Here is a 15,774-nt window from a genome sequence, read left to right as displayed (position 1 = left end):
CGCGGTCTTTCGTGTGGGCAGGGGTGGATGTTAACGACGCGCCGGCCGGCGCCCCTTTGGCTTGCGCTTATCCGGGTCATAACCGCCGCCGCCGGGTCCGAGTGGCTCCGGCGTGCGGTCGCGCTTCGGCGCGCCGATGCGTTGGGCGACGGGCGGCGGCTCTAGGCCGAGTTGCAGGGCTTCCAGCCGCTTGATCTCGTCGCGCAGGCGGGCGGCGGTTTCGAACTCCAGATCGGCTGCGGCGGCACGCATGCGCTTCTCCAAATCGGCAATGGAGCTGCCGAGGTCCTTGCCGACCATGTCGGTGACGCCGCCATCCTTGACCGGGGCGACGGTGACGTAGTCCTGCTCGAACACGCTGTTCAGCGCCTCGCCGATATGCTTGCGCACGCTGGTTGGGGTGATGCCGTTCGCCTCGTTCCAGGCCTGCTGTTTGGCCCGGCGGCGCGACGTCTCTTCCAGCGCATTGCGCAGGCTGTCGGTCATCACGTCGGCATACAGGATCACCTTGCCATCCACGTTGCGGGCGGCGCGGCCGATGGTTTGGGTCAAGCTGGTTTCGGAGCGGAGGAACCCCTCCTTATCCGCATCCAGGATCGCGACGAGCGCGCATTCCGGAATGTCCAGCCCCTCGCGCAGCAGGTTGATGCCGATGAGGGCGTCGAACACGCCCAGGCGTAGATCGCGAATGATCTCGATCCGTTCCAGCGTGTCGACGTCGCTGTGCAGGTAGCGGACTTTGATGCCATGCTCGGTGAGGTAGTCGGTCAGGTCCTCCGCCATGCGCTTGGTGAGGGTCGTGACCAAGGTGCGGGCGCCCTTGGCGACGGTGGCGCGTAGCTCGGCGAGCAGGTCGTCCACCTGGTGCTCAACGGGCCGGATCTCGCAAACCGGGTCGATAAGGCCGGTGGGGCGGATCACCTGCTCGGCGAACACACCCTGAACGCGCTCCAGTTCCCACGGACCCGGCGTGGCGCTGACGAAGATGGTTTGCGGACGAAAATGCTCCCACTCCTCGAACTTCAAAGGGCGATTGTCGATGCAGGAGGGCAGACGGAAGCCGAACTCGGCCAGAACGGATTTGCGGACGTTGTCACCCCGTTCCATCCCGCCGATCTGCGGCACGGTGACGTGGCTTTCGTCCACGATCAGCATGGCGTTCTCGGGCAGGTATTCAAACAAGGTCGGCGGCGGCTCCCCGGCGCTGCGACCCGAGAGAAAGCGGCTATAGTTCTCGATCGATTTGCAAGATCCGGTGGTCTCGATCATCTCCAGGTCAAAGGTGGTGCGCTGTTGCAGCCGCTCAGCCTCCAGGAGCTTTCCTTCTTTTACAAAGAGGTCCAGGCGATCCTTCAGCTCGATTTTGATGTCACGCACGGCTTGGGTCAGCGTCGGGCGTGGGGTGACGTAGTGGCTGTTGGCGTAGACATGCACGTCTTCGAGTTGTGACGTGATCTCACCGGTCAGCGGATCGAACTCGTTGATCGCTTCGATCTCGTCGCCGAACAGGCTGATCCGCCAGGCGCGATCTTCGTAGTGGGACGGGAAGATATCGACGGAGTCGCCACGGAGGCGAAACGTGCCGCGCTGGAAGGCCGTGTCATTGCGGCGATATTGCTGCTCCGACAGGGCGCGGGCCAGGGTGTCGCGGTCAATCTTGCCGCCAACCTCGAGCTTGACCACCATGCGGGAGTAGGTTTCGACCGAGCCGATACCGTAGATGCAGGAGACGGAGGCGACGATGATGACGTCGTTGCGCTCCAGCAGGCTCTGCGTCGCGGCGTGGCGCATCCGGTCGATGGCCTCGTTGATCTGGCTGTCTTTCTCGACGTAGGTGTCGGTGCGGGGGACGTAGGCCTCGGGCTGGTAGTAGTCGTAGTAGCTGACGAAATATTCCACGGCGTTGTCGGGGAAGAACTGCTTCATCTCCCCATACAATTGTGCGGCCAGGGTCTTGTTCGGGGCCAGGATCAGGGTCGGGCGCTGGGCGTGCTCGATCAGTTTGGCCATGGTGAAGGTCTTGCCCGAGCCGGTGACGCCCAATAGCACCTGGTCCCGCTCGTCGGCCTGCACGCCGGCCCATAGGTCGCGGATGGCGGTGGGCTGGTCGCCCGCAGGCTCGTATTCGCTCTTGACCACCAGGCGCTTGGTCACGGGCTTGGCGGGCTGGCGGCGCGGCTCGAAGGTGACGGTGCCGACCTTGGCGGCGCGGTTGGACGCGCCGCGGTTCTTGGCGGACTGGCGCGTCGCCGGCTTGACGATGACTTCAGACATCCGGCACTCCCTCTGCGGTCGGCATTCTAGATGGCGATGGCTGCGACCGCCGTCGAGACTCCTTCTAACACGTCACCGGCCCGGAGTTCCCATTCTGTCCAGCCCTTCGGTCCGCTGATGCTGTTTTACGAGCCGCTGTTCCTCTTCCTGTTCTTCCCGGCGGTGTTGGCGGTGTTCCTGGCCGCGCGGCGCCGGGCGGGGGCGCGGGCTGGCGTGCTGCTGGTGGCCAGCCTGGTGTTCTACCTGTGGAGTGAGCCGCTTTTCGTGCCGGTGGTTTTAGCGACCTGCGTTACCGATTACGTGCTGGCACTGCAGGTGGCGCGGGGTAGCCGGACGGCGTTGGTGGTGGGAGTGCTGATCAATCTGGGGATGCTGGCATACTACAAATACACCGGCTTTGCCGTCGATAATCTGGATGTTCTGCTGGTGAGCGCCGGGTTGCGGCCGTGGCATGTGGGGCAGGTCGCGCTGCCGGTCGGCGTATCATTCATCGTGTTCGAGAAGATCACCTACCTCGTTGATATTGCACGAGGCCGCAGCAAGCCAGCGCCGGGTTTGCCGACCTATATGCTGTATGTGTTCCTGTTTCCGAAGCTGCTGGCCGGCCCAATTATCAAATACCATGAGTTGGAGGCGCAATTGGTCGCCTTCGGCCGCCTTCGGGGGGATGATCTGGCGGAAGGCTTTCGCCGGTTCATGCTGGGCGTGGTGAAGAAGACGGTGCTGGCGGACACCTTGGCCTCCGGCGCGGATATGGCGTTCGCCGCCGACCCGGCGTTGCTTGGGTGGGGCGACGCCTGGGGCGGCGTGCTGTTCTTTACCTTCCAGATCTACATCGACTTCAGCGCCTATTCCGACATGGCGATCGGGCTGGCGCGGATGTTCGGCTTCCGGCTGAACGAGAATTTCAACAGGCCGTATATCTCCTGCAGCATTACCGAGTTCTGGCGACGCTGGCATATCTCGCTGTCCACCTGGATCCGGGAGTATCTATACATCCCGCTGGGGGGGAACCGGGTGGCGGCATGGCGCCGGTACGTGAACCTCTGGGTTTGCTTTCTTGCCAGCGGGTTATGGCATGGGGCTGCGTGGACCTACGTATTGTGGGGCGCGTATAACGGTGTGTTCCTGGTGCTGGAGCGGCTCTTGCTGTTGCGCTGGCTGGACCGGATGCCGCGGGCGCTCGCGAATGCGGTGACGTTCGGGATCACCGTCGCAGGGTGGCTGGTGTTCCGGTCAGCGTCGCTCGGCCAGGCCGGGTCCATGTTTGCCACGATGATGCAGCCGGCGCGGATTGGCAGCGTCGTTGGCATGTGGTGGACGGCGCCAATGATAGCCGCGCTGGTGGCAGCGGTGCTAATCTCGTTCCTGCCGCGAGTGCCAGGGTTTGATCGGTTGGCGACTGCCGTTGGGGTGATGCCGGCGGGGCGCGCTGTGCTGGACTTTGCCCTGTCCCTGCTTTTCGCATTCGCGCTGGCCAAGGCGCTGGCGGATCCGTTCAAGCCGTTCCTGTATTTCCGGTTCTAGGGGCATGATTCGCAAAGTTCTTCCGCTCGGGCTTGGGGCGCTGGTGCTTGCCGTGGGGGCGCTGCTGTTGGTGGTGAACCTTGCAGTGATGGCCGCCGGGCATCCTCCGATCAAGCTGGTGCCGGGTCTGATCGGGGTGACGGATCCAGAGGTGTTGCCGACGGGCTGGGCAAGCGTGCTGGATGGCCGGTTTCAGGCGGTCTACGGGCGGCTGATCGGCACGCAGATGCCGCTCTACCCGGCGGCGGTCCGGCTGCGAAATCAGGTGCAATTCTCGCTTCTCGGGTTTTCGCCGACACCATCGGTCATCGTGGGACGTGATGACGTGCTGATCGAGCGGGCCTATGCCGAGGATTACTGCTCCCGCGAGATCGCGGCCTGGCGCCCTGGAGCCGTGGCCTGGGCGAGTAAGATCAAGGCGATGCAGGACGAGCAGGAGCGCCGGGGCAAGGCGTTCCTGTATGTCCTGACACCTTCGAAGGCGGCGCAGTATCCGGAACTGCTGCCCGTCGGCTACCGCTGCCCGGCGCCGGTGGCGGATCGGGTTGGGCTGGTGCGGACCTGGCTAGCGATCCTGCAGGCCGCCGGCGTGCACGTGGTCGACACGACGGCGGTGCTGTGGAAGGCGCATGGCGCGTATCCGTTCCGGCTCTACCCCGATGGCGGCACGCATTGGAACGCAGTGGGCGAGGCGCTGGGTGAACAGGCCATCCTGCGCGGGATGGATCAGATCCTGCCGGGCCGCGGGCTGGCGCCTGGCGGCTTTACCTACGCTATGGCCGCCCACCCGGGCCCGAACTCGGACGAAGCCGACCTGGCGCGGCTGATGAATTTGTTCGTGCGAACCGCAAACGGCCCGGTTCCCGTGACAACCGCACAACCCGTACCGGCTGCGGGGGCTTGCCAGCCGCCCCGGGTCGCTATCGTCGGCGGCAGTTTTGCCATCGGCAGCCTCCGGGCGCTGCTGGCGCTCGCCTGCCCAGTGGTGGCGACAGAATATGAGTACTGGCACACCTTCACCCTGCAATGGAATGCGGCCGGCATGGTGCGGCAGCCGGGCGTGGACGGGGCAGCCCGGGCAGTGACGCTGCGGGATGCAGATATCATCGTCTATGAGGAGAACGAACAGGTCCTGCGCCAGCCGTCCGCGGGACAGGAATTGTTCGCGTTCCTGATGCACAGTACGCCGTAGAGAGCTGCTGTCAGAAGATTTCGCTTGGTGGTTCCGGTGCTGGCGCCAGTGGATCACGGGGCTGTACGCGATGCGTCAGCACCATCTCCGCCAGCGCGGCTCGGCTGGGATCGCCAAGCTGCTTCGCCTCCCATCGCATCACGGCGGCGGAGGTAATGTGATAGATCGCAGAGCCGGATTGGCGGACGCTGGACGGGTCGCCGGCTCGGGATAGGGCGATCGCGCGATCCAGCAGCGGCAGGATGGTGGGGTCCATCGGTGCCAGGTGGGCACGTAGAATGTCGAGCGAACTCTCCCGCGCATCGGCCCGGCGGACATCCTGGGCGACGATGTTGCTGGTGCCTTCCCAAATCGAGCCGAGATGGGCGTCGCGCAGCAGCTTTGCGTCCGGGAAGTCTTCGATATAGCCGCAGCCGCCGCGGACCTCCATCGCGTCCGCCGTCACCTGCCGGGCGTCGCGGCAGGCGCGGAATTTCAGCAGTGGGGTCAGCACGCGCAGCAGGGCGTAGGCGCCGTCTTCGCCAGCGTCGGCGCGGCGCAGGGCGTCGGCGGCCTGGAACATCATGCTGCGGGCCTGTTCGGCGCGCATGATCATCTTGGCCAGTTGGCGCCGCATCAGGGGCATGTCGATCAGACGATTGCCGAAGGCCTGCCGGTTGCGGGCGACGAACAGCGCCTCCGTCACGGCCCGGCGCATCAGCCCGGCGGCCCGCACGCCGTTCGACAGGCGGGAGTTGTTCACCATGTCGGCCATTTGGCGCATCCCGGCGCCGAGTTCACCGACCAGGTAGGCCGTCGCGCCCTCCAGCCGGATCTCACCGCTGGCCATGGAGCGGGTGCCCAGCTTGTCCTTCAGCCGGACGATCCGATAGGCGTTGGCGGAGCCATCGGGCAGGGTGCGGGGCAGCAGGAACAGCGACACCCCCTTGATGCCCGGCGCGGCGCCATCGGGGCGGGCCAGCACCATGGCCAGTCCGGCGTCGGGGTTCGAGCAGAACCATTTGTCGCCGCTCAACCGCCAGGCTCCGGTGCCGTCTGGGGATGCGGTGACGGTGGTGGCGGCGATGTCGGAGCCGGCGCCCTGCTCGGTCATGAACATGGCGCCCTGGTGCAGCACATCCATGTCCTGGCTGGTAAGGGCGGGCAGGTAGCGCGCGACCAACGCCGGGTCCCCGAAGCGACGCAGGGTTCGCGCCAGACTGTCGGTCATGCTGACGGGACAGAGCAAACCAAACTCCGCCTGCACGAACAGATAGGTGATCAGGTATTTCGCGGCCGGCGGCATCTTATCCGCCCAGCCGAGCACACCGCCGCGGTGGGATAGGGCGGCGAGGCCGTATTCGGAGAAGGCCAGCCGCTCCATCTCCCGATAGGAGGGGTGTTTGGCGATGTGCTGCCGGTCCTCGCCGGTGCGAGTGCGGTGATGCAGCACGGGCGGGTTGCGGTCCGCCTCTGCCGCCAGCGCGTCCAACGCGCCGCCGCCGAGGCTGCCAAGGCGATCGAGATGTGGAGCCAAATGCTGCAGCAGCGGCGGCGGCAGATAGAGCGATGCGAGGGGCATCAGGCATCGGTCGGCGCCCAGTAGGTTCAAGCCCTGGCTGTCGGGAACCGCTGCCGCCCCAGTGGGGACGACGAGGCGATCCAGCATCATGTCTTCACCAGGGGACAACCGCCCTCCGCCATCGGCCGGAATGCCTCCGGGCCAGGCGTCGTGTCGACCAGGTTGAAGACGTCCCAGGTGCTTTTGCTCTCGGCTGGGGTCTTCACCTTGAACAGATGAATCGGGCACAGGAACCGGCCATCGGCGCGGATGGTGTTCTTGCCGAAGCAATCGTCATCCGTGGGCAGGCGTTTCATGGCGTTGATGGCGGCCAGGCCACTGCGGGCCTTGTCCGGGCCCAGATCAACGATGGCGCGCATGTAGTGGGTGACGGCGGCATAGCAGGCAGCGTGCAGGCTGCTGGGATAATTGGTCGGCGTCTTCGGCAGGAAGCGCTTGGTGAAGGCCCGGGTGCGGTCGTTCAGGTCCCAATAGAAGCTTTCGGACAGGGACAGGCCTTGCGCCACGTCCAGGCCCATGGACTTCACCTCGGTGACGAAGCCTAGCAGGGCGGCGACCGTCATGCCGGATTGCGGCAGGCCGAACTCGCGGGCCTGCTTGACGCAGTTTTCCATGTCGCCGCCGGTGTTGCAGAGCCCGACGACCTTGGCACCGCTGCTCTGCGCCTGCACCAGGAAGGATGAGTAGTCGCTGGTGCCGGGGAAGGGATAGGCGGCGCTGCCGAGAACCTTGCCGCCATTCGCCTCGATGAGCGCGGTGATGTCGCGGGCGAGCGCGTGACCGAACGTGTAGTCGGCGACGATCAGGAACCAGGTTTTGCCACCGGCCTTCAGCACGGAATTTCCGGTCGAGTGACTGTCCGAATACGTATCTGGAGCGAAGTGGATCGAGATGGGCATGCACGCCTTGCCCGTGAGGTCTGCTGAAGCGGCGCCGGAAATCAGCAGCGCCTTGTCCTTGTCCTTCGCGATGTTGCCGACCGCCAGGGCGATGGCTGTGTTATTGAGGTCGGCCACGGCATCCACCGATTGCTGGTCGAACCATTGGCGCGCGATGCTGCTACCGACGTCGGGCTTCTGCTGATGGTCGGCGGCCAGGATTTCGACGTTGAAGCCGTGCTGTTCCGGCCGGAAATCCTCCACCGCCTGGCGGGCGGCGAGCACGCTGGTAGGGCCTGAATTGTCGCGATACTGGCCGGACAAGTCGGTCATGACGCCGACGCGGAAGGTCGGCCGGGCCTGCTGCGCCCGCACTGGCAGGGCCAGGGCGGCGGTGGCACCGCCCAACAAGGTTCGACGGGGAATTTGCACAGATCGTTCTCCTCTGCCGCGACTTGCGCGCGGTTGAAAACGGTTCTAGCGCAGGAGCAAGCGGTTGCACACCGCAGCCAAGGAGGACGGATCAGGATGGGGTTCGCTGGCTTGACGCCGCTGCTGGCGCCGCAATCGGTGGCAGTCATCGGGGCATCGACCGACCCGACGCGGATCGGGGGACGGCCGATCGCCTACATGAAGGCGCGGGGCTTCAAGGGTGCGATTTACCCGGTGAATCCGAACCGTTCCGAAATCCAGGGCTTGCAGGCCTACCCGGACATTGCCAGCCTGCCGCAGGTGCCCGATGTGGCGATCGTCGCCGTGCCCGCCAACCAGGTGGTGGACACGGTCGCCGCGCTGGGGGCCAAGGGTGTTAAGGGCGCCATCGTCTTCTCCGCCGGGTTTGCCGAGACGGGAGTGGATGGGGCGGCCCTGCAGGACAGGATGGTGAACGTGGCGCGAGCGCATGGCATGCGGGTGCTGGGACCAAACTGCCTTGGGTTGTTCAACGACCGGATTGGGTTCTACGGCATTTTCTCCGCCTCGCTGGAGACCGGGTATCCACCGCCGGGTCGCGTCGGGATCGTCAGCCAGTCGGGTGCGTATGGCACCCATGTGTTCACCATTGCCCGGCAGCGCCGGTTGGGCACGCCGATCTGCGTGGCGACGGGCAACGAGGCTGATGTCGCCGTCGGCGAGGTGATCGGCTGGATGGTGGAGGACGAGGGCACCGACGTAATCGCCGTCTATGCCGAGGGTATCCGCGAGAGTGCCAGCTTCATCCGGGCGCTGGGTGCGGCGAAGGCGGCGCGCAAGCCCATCATCATGATGAAGGTCGGCCGGTCGCGGCTGGGCGCGCTGTCGGCGCAGTCCCACACCGCGGCGATCGCCGGCGACGATGCGGTGACATCCGCCGTGCTGGCGGAGTTCGGGGCGCTGCGGGCGCGGTCGACCGAGGAGATGCTGGATTTCGCGCAGCTTGCGGCGCGCAAGATTTACCCGGTGCGCAATACGCTGGGCATGATCACCGTCAGCGGTGGCGCCGGCGTGTTGGTGAGCGATGCGGCGGAGGCGCTGGGCCTGCCCATGCCGCCAATGCCGCTGGCAACGCAGAAGCGGCTGCTGGCATTGCTGCCCTACGCCGCCGCGCATAACCCGGTGGACTGTACCGCCCAGTCGCTGAACGATATGAGCCTGGTTACCTCCTTCACCGAGGCGATGGTCCAGGAGGGCGGCTACGGCTCGGTCCTGGCGTTCTTCTCGCAGACGGGCGGGGCGGCCTCCATCGCGCCGCGGTTGCGCAAGGAACTGGCGGCGATCAAAACCCGGCATCCGGACCGGCTGTATGTATTGTCGGTGCTGGCCGCGGCGAACCTGGTCGACGGGTACGAGGCGGATGGTTGGACTGTGTTCGAGGACCCGACCCGGTCGGTCACTGCGATCGAGGCAATGGGCCGGCTGGGCGACGCCTTTGCCGAGCCGCCGGGGCTGCCGCCGCCGGATGTGGGGGCAGCCGAGTTGCCGCCCGCGTCGCCAGACGAGGCCGGGGCGAAGAAGCTGCTTGCCGAGGCGGGGATTGAAAGCGCGCCGGAGCGGGCCTGTGCCGATGCGGAGGCGGCGGTCGTGGCGGCAGAGGCCATCGGCTACCCGGTAGTGCTGAAGATCCTGTCGCCCGACATCGTGCACAAGTCGGAAATCGGCGGCGTATTGCTGGACGTGACGGATGCGGCCGGCGTGCGCGACGGGTTCGCGCTGCTGATGTCCCGCGCCGCGGAGAAGGCGCCGGATGCACGCATCCAGGGCGTGTTGGTGGCCAAGCAATTGAGCGGCGGGGTGGAGTGTATCCTGGGGGTGCATCAGGACCCGGTGTTCGGCCCGGTGGCAATGGTCGGGCTAGGCGGCATCTTCGTGGAGATCATGCGGGACGTGGCAGTGCGGCGCTGCCCATTCGGCCCGGATGTGGCGGAGAAGATGATACGTGGCCTGCGCGGAGCGCCGCTGCTGCTAGGTGCCCGGGGGCGACCGCCGGTGGATATCGCGGCGCTGGCGCAAATGCTGTCCCGCCTGTCGTCCTATGCGCATGAGGCGGGGCCGAAATTGCAGGCGATCGACCTGAATCCAGTGTTGGCAATGCCAGACGGCGCGTATGCCGTGGATGCGGTGGTGCAGATCAATGCCTGATTTCGAGAATCTACGTCTCATTCGCGACAGCGCGGCGGCGATTGCGCCCCGAGGCGGCGATCTGCGCCGGATCCGTGCGCTACGGTTCACCGAGCCGGGTTTCGACCCGGCAGTGCTGCAGCAGATGGGCGAGATGGGCTGGATCGGCCTGCGGGTCGCCGAGGAGAAGGGCGGCGCCGGGCTAGGGATGGCCGAGTTCTGCGCCGTGCTGGAAGAATGCGGCGCGGCGCTGGTGCCGGAGCCGCTGTTGCCGTGCGCCACTGCCGCGCTGTTGCATCCGGACGCCGCGTTGCTAGCGGGCCAGCGTGTGGTGGTGCCCGCCTGGCAGGAGCGACCGGATGTGTTGGACCAGATACCCGAGACGGCTCTGGCGAATGGCCGGGTAACCGGCCGCAAGCTGTTCGTGCCGATGGCGGGAGCGGCAGACGCCTTCATCCTTACCACGGCGCAGGGGCTGGCGCTGGTGGAGCGGTCTGCGCCAGGCGTGACGATCGAGACCGCCCGCACCCAGGATGGCGGTCATGTCGCCACCGTCGATTTCGCCGACACACCTGCCACGGCAGTGCCAGGCGAGGCAAGCGATGCGTTGGAGGAGGCGACCTTGGCGACCAGCGCCATGCTGCTGGGCGTGATGGGCCAGGCCTTCGTGATGACGCTGGAATACCTGAAGACCCGGCAGCAATTCGGCAAGCCGATTGGCAGCTTCCAGTCGCTGCAGCACCGTGCGGCGGATTTGAAGCTGCAACTGGAGCTGACGCGAGCCAGTGTCGAAAGCGCGGCTGCGGTGTTGGATGCAGGCGCACCGAAGGCGCAGCGCCAGGCGGCGGTGTCGCGGGCGAAAGCGCGGGCCTCTACCGCGGGTATGCTGGTGACGCGCCAGGCGATCCAACTGCATGGCGGTATCGGTTATACCGACGAGTATGATGTTGGGCTGTACCTACGCAAGGCTATGGTGCTGAGCAATGCGTATGGCTCGGCCGCGGCACACCGGGCGCGGTATGCGCGGCTGGTTCCGGATGATGAGGATTGAGGTTGGCCTGATGGCTGGCAGCGAGAACGAACGAAGGGAGACACGATGCTAGAAGGCAAGGTTGCGATCGTCACGGGGGCCGGCGGCGGCATCGGGCGCGAGATCGCGGTTGCAATGGCGCTGGCCGGCGCCGACGTGGTGATCAACGACGTCGGTGCTTCGCTGACGGGGCAGGGGCTGTCTGCCTCCCCGGCCGAGCAGACCAAGCAGATCATCGAGCAGCGCGGCGGCAAGGCCGTCATCAGCACCGATAGCGTGGCCGAATGGGCGTCCGCCCAAAAGATCGTGCAATGCGCGATGGATAATTTCGGCAAGGTCGACGTCGTCGTGAACAACGCCGGCATTCTGCGTGACGTGATATTTCACAAAATGTCGCCTGAAGACTGGTTGAGCGTGATCGGTGTGCATCTGAACGGTTCGTTCTTCGTCAGCCGGGCAGCAGCGGACCAGTTTCGGGCGCAGCAATCGGGTTCCTACGTGCATATGACCAGCACGTCGGGGTTGGTGGGGAATTTCGGGCAGGCGAACTACTCGGCGGCGAAGTTGGGCATTACGGCGCTGTCGAAGTCGATCGCGCTGGATATGCAGCGCTACAACGTGCGGTCCAACTGCATCGCACCGTTTGCGTGGAGCCGGATGACCAGTTCCATCCCGGCCGAGACGCCAGAGCAGAAGGCGCGGGTGGCCAAGCTGCAGCAGATGACGCCGGACAAGAATGCCCCGATGGCGGTGTTCCTGGCGTCGGACAAGGCGGCTGGCTTCACCGGCCAGGTGTTCGCGACCCGCTATAACGAGATCTTCCTGATGAGCCAGAGCCGGCCGATCCGCTCCGTCCATCGGGGCGAGGGCTGGACGCCGGAGTTGATCGCCGAGCACGGCGCGCCGGCGCTGAAGGCCAGTTTGATTCCATTGGATCGCAGCCAGGATGTGTTCGCATGGGACCCGGTATGAGCATCACCCCGACACTGGCCGCCTACGCGGCCTCCATGAAGCTGGACGCGCTGCCGCCGGAGGTGGTGACGCGCGCCCGATTCCTGGTGCTGGACCTGGTGGGCAACATCGTCCGCGCCCGGCACGATGCGGAAAGCACGCCGGCGCTTCTATCCGCGGCGAAAGCGCTGGGGCTAGACCAGGGCAATTGCTTCGTGTTCGGCGACACCAAGCGCTACTCGCCCACCGGTGCGGCGCTGGTGAATGGCGTGCTGGCGCACAGCCTGGATTTCGATGACACCCATGCGGCCGGCACGCTGCACCCCGGTGCGCCAGTGATTCCGGCGGCGATCGCCGCTGGCGAGATGTGCGGGGCGTCGGGGGCCGATGTGTTGGCGGGAATCATCGCTGGGTATGAGGTGATGTGCCGCACGGCGGTGGCGCTGCCGGCCGGGGATCATTACCAGCGGGGCTATCATCCTTCCGCCACCTGCGGCGTGTTCGGCGCGGCGGCAGCGGCGGCGCGGGTGTTCGGGCTGGACGCTGCTGGGGTTGAGTCCGCACTCGGCATCGCGCTGAGCCAGAGTGCTGGCAGCCTGCAATTCCTGGTCAATGGCGCGTGGACCAAGCGGTTCCAGGTCGGCTGGGCAGGCATGGCCGGTCTGGCGGCGGCAACGCTGGCGCGGGAAGGCTTCAAGGGTGCCAGCGAGGCGCTAGATGGGCGGCACGGTTTCCTGTCCACCTACGCCCCCAATCCGAACCCGGCGCGCGCGGTGCAAAACCTTGGCACAGTGTATGAACTGATGGCGACGGCGGTGAAGCCGTATCCGTCCTGCCGCTACGGCCATGCCGGGATTGACGCGATGCTGGCCCTGCAGGACGAACATAAGTTCAACCCGGCACAGATCGAGAAGATCACCTACGGCACGTCCCATGCCGGGATGCTGCTGGTGGGTGCGCCTGCGGCGAAGAAGGCCGACCCTCAGAACGTGGTGGATGGCCAGTTCAGCGGTCCGTTCGTGCTCTTGGCAGCGCTGACCACGGGCAAGATGAACTGGGACAGCTACGGTGCGTTGCAGGACCCAACGATCCGCAGCCTGCTGCCGAAGGTGATCTGCGAGCAGGACCCGGAGATCGAGGCCGAATTCCCGACGAACATGTCCGGCAAGGTGACTGTTCTGGCCGGTGGCAAGACCTTCACCAAGAAGGTGGTGGTGCCGAAGGGCGAGCCGTCGAACTTCCTGACCGAGAATGAGTTGCGGGCGAAGTTTGCCGGGTTGACCGAGGCCGTTTTGGGCAGCGCCGGGTCCGCGGCGTTGGCGGATGCGGTGCTGCGGATCGACGTGACCAACAATGTATCGAGCCTGGCGCGGGTGGCCCAGCCCGCGCGAATGGCGGCGTGAGCGATAGCGTAGGCCTGGGACACGGGTCTACGCCCCAAAAGAAGGATTGATGATGGACCACCCCCTGGTTGCCCGTGACGACCACGCTGAGATACGGGAGGAGGTCCGCAAGCTGTGCTCGCGCTTTCCCGGCGAGTATTGGCGCAAGTTGGATGAAGTGCGTGGCTACCCGACCGAGTTCGTGCAGGCGTTGACGGAAGCCGGCTATCTGTCGGTGCTGATCCCCGAAGAATATGGCGGCTCCGGTCTTGGTATTTCCGCGGCGGCGGCGATCCTGGAGACGGTGCAGGCGGAAGGCTGCAATGGCGCCGCCTGCCATGCCCAGATGTACATCATGGGCACGATCCTGCGGCACGGGTCGGATGCGCAGAAGCAGCAATACCTACCGAAGATCGCAACCGGCGAGTTGCGGCTGCAGGCGTTCGGCGTGACCGAACCAACGAGCGGCACAGATACGACCAGCCTACGCACCGTCGCTAAGCTGGAAGGCGATACCTATATCGTCAATGGTCAGAAGGTGTGGACCAGCCGGTCCGAACACTCGGACCTGATGCTTCTGCTGGCCCGCACCACGCCGAAGGACCAGGTCGCGAAGAAGACCGAGGGGCTGTCCACCTTCATCGTGGACATGAAGAACACGCCGGGCCTGACCATCCGGCCGATCCGCACGATGATGAACCACAATTCGTGCGAGGTGTTCTTCGACAACATGCCGGTGCCGGCTGCCAATCTGGTGGGCGTGGAGGGCAAGGGGTTCCGCTACATCCTCGATGGCATGAATGCGGAGCGGCTGCTGATTGCGGCTGAATGTATTGGTGATGCCAAGTGGTTCACCGCCAAGTCCACCGCGTACGCCAATGAACGCAAGGTCTTCGGCCGACCTATCGGGCAGAACCAGGGCGTGGCGTTCCCGATCGCGCGTGCCTACGCCCAGATGCGCGCCGCCGAGTTGCTGGTGCGCGACGGGCTAGAGCGGTTCGAGACCGGGCTGCCCTGTGGCGAGCAGGCCAACATGGCAAAGATGCTGGCAGCGGAGGCAAGCTGGGCCGCGGGCGAGGCGTGCATTCAGACCCATGGCGGCTATGGCTTCGCCGAGGAGTACGACATCGAACGTAAATTTCGCGAGACCCGGCTGTATCAGGTAGCGCCTATTAGCACGAACCTCATTCTGTCGTTTATTTCCGAGCATGTGCTCGGCATGCCGCGCTCGTACTAATGGGCGCGTTGGATGGGCTGCTGGTGGTCGCCTTGGAACAGGCGGTCGCGGCGCCCTATTGCTCGTGCAAGCTGGCGGATGCCGGCGCGCGGGTCATCAAGATCGAGCGGGCAGAGGGCGATTTCGCCCGCGGCTACGATGCGTCCGTGCATGGGCTGTCGAGCTATTTCGTGTGGCTGAACCGGGGCAAGCAAAGCCTGGTCGCCGATATCAAGCAGCCTGAGGACTCGGCGCTGATCCATAGGCTATTGGCCCAAGCGGACGTGTTCATCCAGAATCTGGCGCCAAATGCGGCGGCGCGCGCAGGGTTTGGGTCGGAGGCATTGCGGGAACGACATCCGCGGCTGATCACGGTCGACATCAGCGGCTATGGCGAGGGGCATGACTACGCCGACATGAAGGCTTACGACCTGTTGGTGCAGGCGGAAAGCGGGCTGGCGTCGATCACCGGGCATCCGGCGGGGCCGGGGCGTGTGGGCGTGTCGGCCTGCGATATCGCCTGCGGCATGGCGGCGCATGCCGGCGTATTGGAGGCACTGATCGAGCGCGGGATCAGCGGCCGCGGCAAGGGGCTGAAGGTGAGCCTGTTCGACGGCATGGCCGATTGGATGAACGTGCCGTTGCTATATTTCGAGGGCACGGGGAAGGCGCCAAAACGGGTTGGCTTGGCCCACCCATCCATCGCACCCTATGGCGCGTTCGACACGAAGGACGGGTCCGCCGTGTTGCTGGCGATCCAAAACGAGCGGGAGTGGACGTCTTTCTGCACCCATTTCCTATTGGAACCGGATCTGCCGACGCGGCCGGGGTTCGAGAACAACACGGCGCGTGTCACCAATCGCCCGGCGGTGGACGGCCACATCGCGACAGTGTTTGCGACATTGACGCGGGAGGAAGCGGGGGGCCGGTTGCGCGCTGGAAAGACTGCGTTTGGCTACGTGAACGATCTGGCAGCGTTCTCCCAGCACCCGGCGCTGCGTCGGGTTGCAGTGCAGACGCCGGGTGGCCCGGCGATGATTGCGGCACCACCGGTGATTGACAGCGCTGGGCCGCGGCAATTGGGGCCGGTCCCAGCTATCGGGGAGCAATCCGCCGCCATCCGGACGGAGTTCGCCTAGCGGCACCCGGCCGGATCGGCGCAAATTGC

Annotated in this window: 11 protein-coding genes; 8 read left to right on the top strand and 3 right to left on the bottom strand. The window is 65.6% G+C overall.

The features are described from left to right. Positions 1–30: 30 nt before the first annotated feature. On the bottom strand, positions 31–2,274 hold the full coding sequence (gene uvrB, locus GSQ76_RS20655; RefSeq protein WP_158745993.1) for an excinuclease ABC subunit UvrB: 2,244 nt from the start codon (positions 2,272–2,274) through the stop codon (positions 31–33). A gap of 117 nt (positions 2,275–2,391) precedes the next feature. Between uvrB and GSQ76_RS20650 the strand changes: the two genes are divergently transcribed. Together GSQ76_RS20650 and GSQ76_RS20645 are read left to right on the top strand one after the other, a co-directional pair. Further along, positions 2,392–3,801 (top strand): MBOAT family protein, encoded by a 1,410-nt coding sequence (locus GSQ76_RS20650; protein ID WP_158745992.1) that lies wholly within the window; start codon positions 2,392–2,394, stop codon positions 3,799–3,801. A gap of 4 nt (positions 3,802–3,805) precedes the next feature. Continuing rightward, positions 3,806–4,993 (top strand): alginate O-acetyltransferase AlgX-related protein, encoded by a 1,188-nt coding sequence (locus GSQ76_RS20645; protein ID WP_158745991.1) that lies wholly within the window; start codon positions 3,806–3,808, stop codon positions 4,991–4,993. Between the two features lie 10 nt (positions 4,994–5,003). Here the strand turns inward: GSQ76_RS20645 and GSQ76_RS20640 are convergent, their stop codons facing one another. Both GSQ76_RS20640 and GSQ76_RS20635 read right to left on the bottom strand, forming a co-directional pair. After that, positions 5,004–6,662, bottom strand: coding sequence for an acyl-CoA dehydrogenase family protein (locus tag GSQ76_RS20640; protein ID WP_216851192.1), 1,659 nt, complete (start codon positions 6,660–6,662; stop codon positions 5,004–5,006). Further along, entirely contained in the window at positions 6,641–7,864 is a 1,224-nt protein-coding gene (locus GSQ76_RS20635) for an ABC transporter substrate-binding protein (RefSeq protein WP_158745990.1), read from the bottom strand. Before GSQ76_RS20635 ends, GSQ76_RS20640 begins: the two co-directional genes overlap by 22 nt. Positions 7,865–7,960: 96 nt before the next feature. On the opposite strand from GSQ76_RS20635, the gene GSQ76_RS20630 reads away from it, so the two are divergent. Genes GSQ76_RS20630 through GSQ76_RS20605 form a run of 6 tightly spaced genes read left to right on the top strand, consistent with a single transcriptional unit; the run spans position 7,961 to position 15,745 of the window. Further along, positions 7,961–10,048: an acetate--CoA ligase family protein gene (locus GSQ76_RS20630; RefSeq protein WP_158745989.1), complete on the top strand. Its 2,088-nt coding sequence runs from the start codon at positions 7,961–7,963 to the stop codon at positions 10,046–10,048. Then, positions 10,041–11,078 carry an acyl-CoA dehydrogenase family protein gene (locus GSQ76_RS20625; RefSeq protein ID WP_216851191.1) on the top strand — a complete coding sequence of 346 codons (1,038 nt, stop codon included), beginning with the start codon at positions 10,041–10,043 and terminating at the stop codon, positions 11,076–11,078. The genes GSQ76_RS20630 and GSQ76_RS20625 overlap by 8 nt, the downstream gene beginning before the upstream one ends. 45 nt (positions 11,079–11,123) lie before the next feature. Continuing rightward, on the top strand, positions 11,124–12,029 hold the full coding sequence (locus GSQ76_RS20620) for an SDR family NAD(P)-dependent oxidoreductase (RefSeq protein WP_158745987.1): 906 nt from the start codon (positions 11,124–11,126) through the stop codon (positions 12,027–12,029). Next, on the top strand, positions 12,026–13,411 hold the full coding sequence (locus GSQ76_RS20615) for an MmgE/PrpD family protein (RefSeq protein WP_158745986.1): 1,386 nt from the start codon (positions 12,026–12,028) through the stop codon (positions 13,409–13,411). Before GSQ76_RS20620 ends, GSQ76_RS20615 begins: the two co-directional genes overlap by 4 nt. 52 nt (positions 13,412–13,463) lie before the next feature. Next, positions 13,464–14,627 carry an acyl-CoA dehydrogenase family protein gene (locus GSQ76_RS20610; protein ID WP_158746168.1) on the top strand — a complete coding sequence of 388 codons (1,164 nt, stop codon included), beginning with the start codon at positions 13,464–13,466 and terminating at the stop codon, positions 14,625–14,627. Further along, complete coding sequence (locus GSQ76_RS20605; protein ID WP_158745985.1) at positions 14,627–15,745, top strand: CaiB/BaiF CoA-transferase family protein; 1,119 nt, start codon at positions 14,627–14,629, stop codon at positions 15,743–15,745. The genes GSQ76_RS20610 and GSQ76_RS20605 overlap by 1 nt, the downstream gene beginning before the upstream one ends. Positions 15,746–15,774 lie beyond the last annotated feature (29 nt).

The organism is Acidisphaera sp. L21 (genome assembly GCF_009765685.1).
In the GTDB taxonomy this organism is placed as follows: Bacteria; Pseudomonadota; Alphaproteobacteria; order Acetobacterales; family Acetobacteraceae; genus LMUY01.
Note: the sequence above shows the minus strand (reverse complement) of the source record. Positions and strands in the feature narration are given on the sequence as shown.

Bases quoted from the DNA above. Each gene is read 5' to 3' on its own strand.
- uvrB (WP_158745993.1), bottom strand. From the start codon at position 2,274: ATGTCTGAAGTCATCGTCAAGCCGGCGACGCGCCAGTCCGCCAAGAAC.
- GSQ76_RS20650 (WP_158745992.1), top strand. From the start codon at position 2,392: ATGCTGTTTTACGAGCCGCTGTTCCTCTTCCTGTTCTTCCCGGCGGTG.
- GSQ76_RS20645 (WP_158745991.1), top strand. From the start codon at position 3,806: ATGATTCGCAAAGTTCTTCCGCTCGGGCTTGGGGCGCTGGTGCTTGCC.
- GSQ76_RS20630 (WP_158745989.1), top strand. From the start codon at position 7,961: ATGGGGTTCGCTGGCTTGACGCCGCTGCTGGCGCCGCAATCGGTGGCA.
- GSQ76_RS20625 (WP_216851191.1), top strand. From the start codon at position 10,041: ATGCCTGATTTCGAGAATCTACGTCTCATTCGCGACAGCGCGGCGGCG.
- GSQ76_RS20620 (WP_158745987.1), top strand. From the start codon at position 11,124: ATGCTAGAAGGCAAGGTTGCGATCGTCACGGGGGCCGGCGGCGGCATC.
- GSQ76_RS20615 (WP_158745986.1), top strand. From the start codon at position 12,026: ATGAGCATCACCCCGACACTGGCCGCCTACGCGGCCTCCATGAAGCTG.
- GSQ76_RS20610 (WP_158746168.1), top strand. From the start codon at position 13,464: ATGGACCACCCCCTGGTTGCCCGTGACGACCACGCTGAGATACGGGAG.
- GSQ76_RS20605 (WP_158745985.1), top strand. From the start codon at position 14,627: ATGGGCGCGTTGGATGGGCTGCTGGTGGTCGCCTTGGAACAGGCGGTC.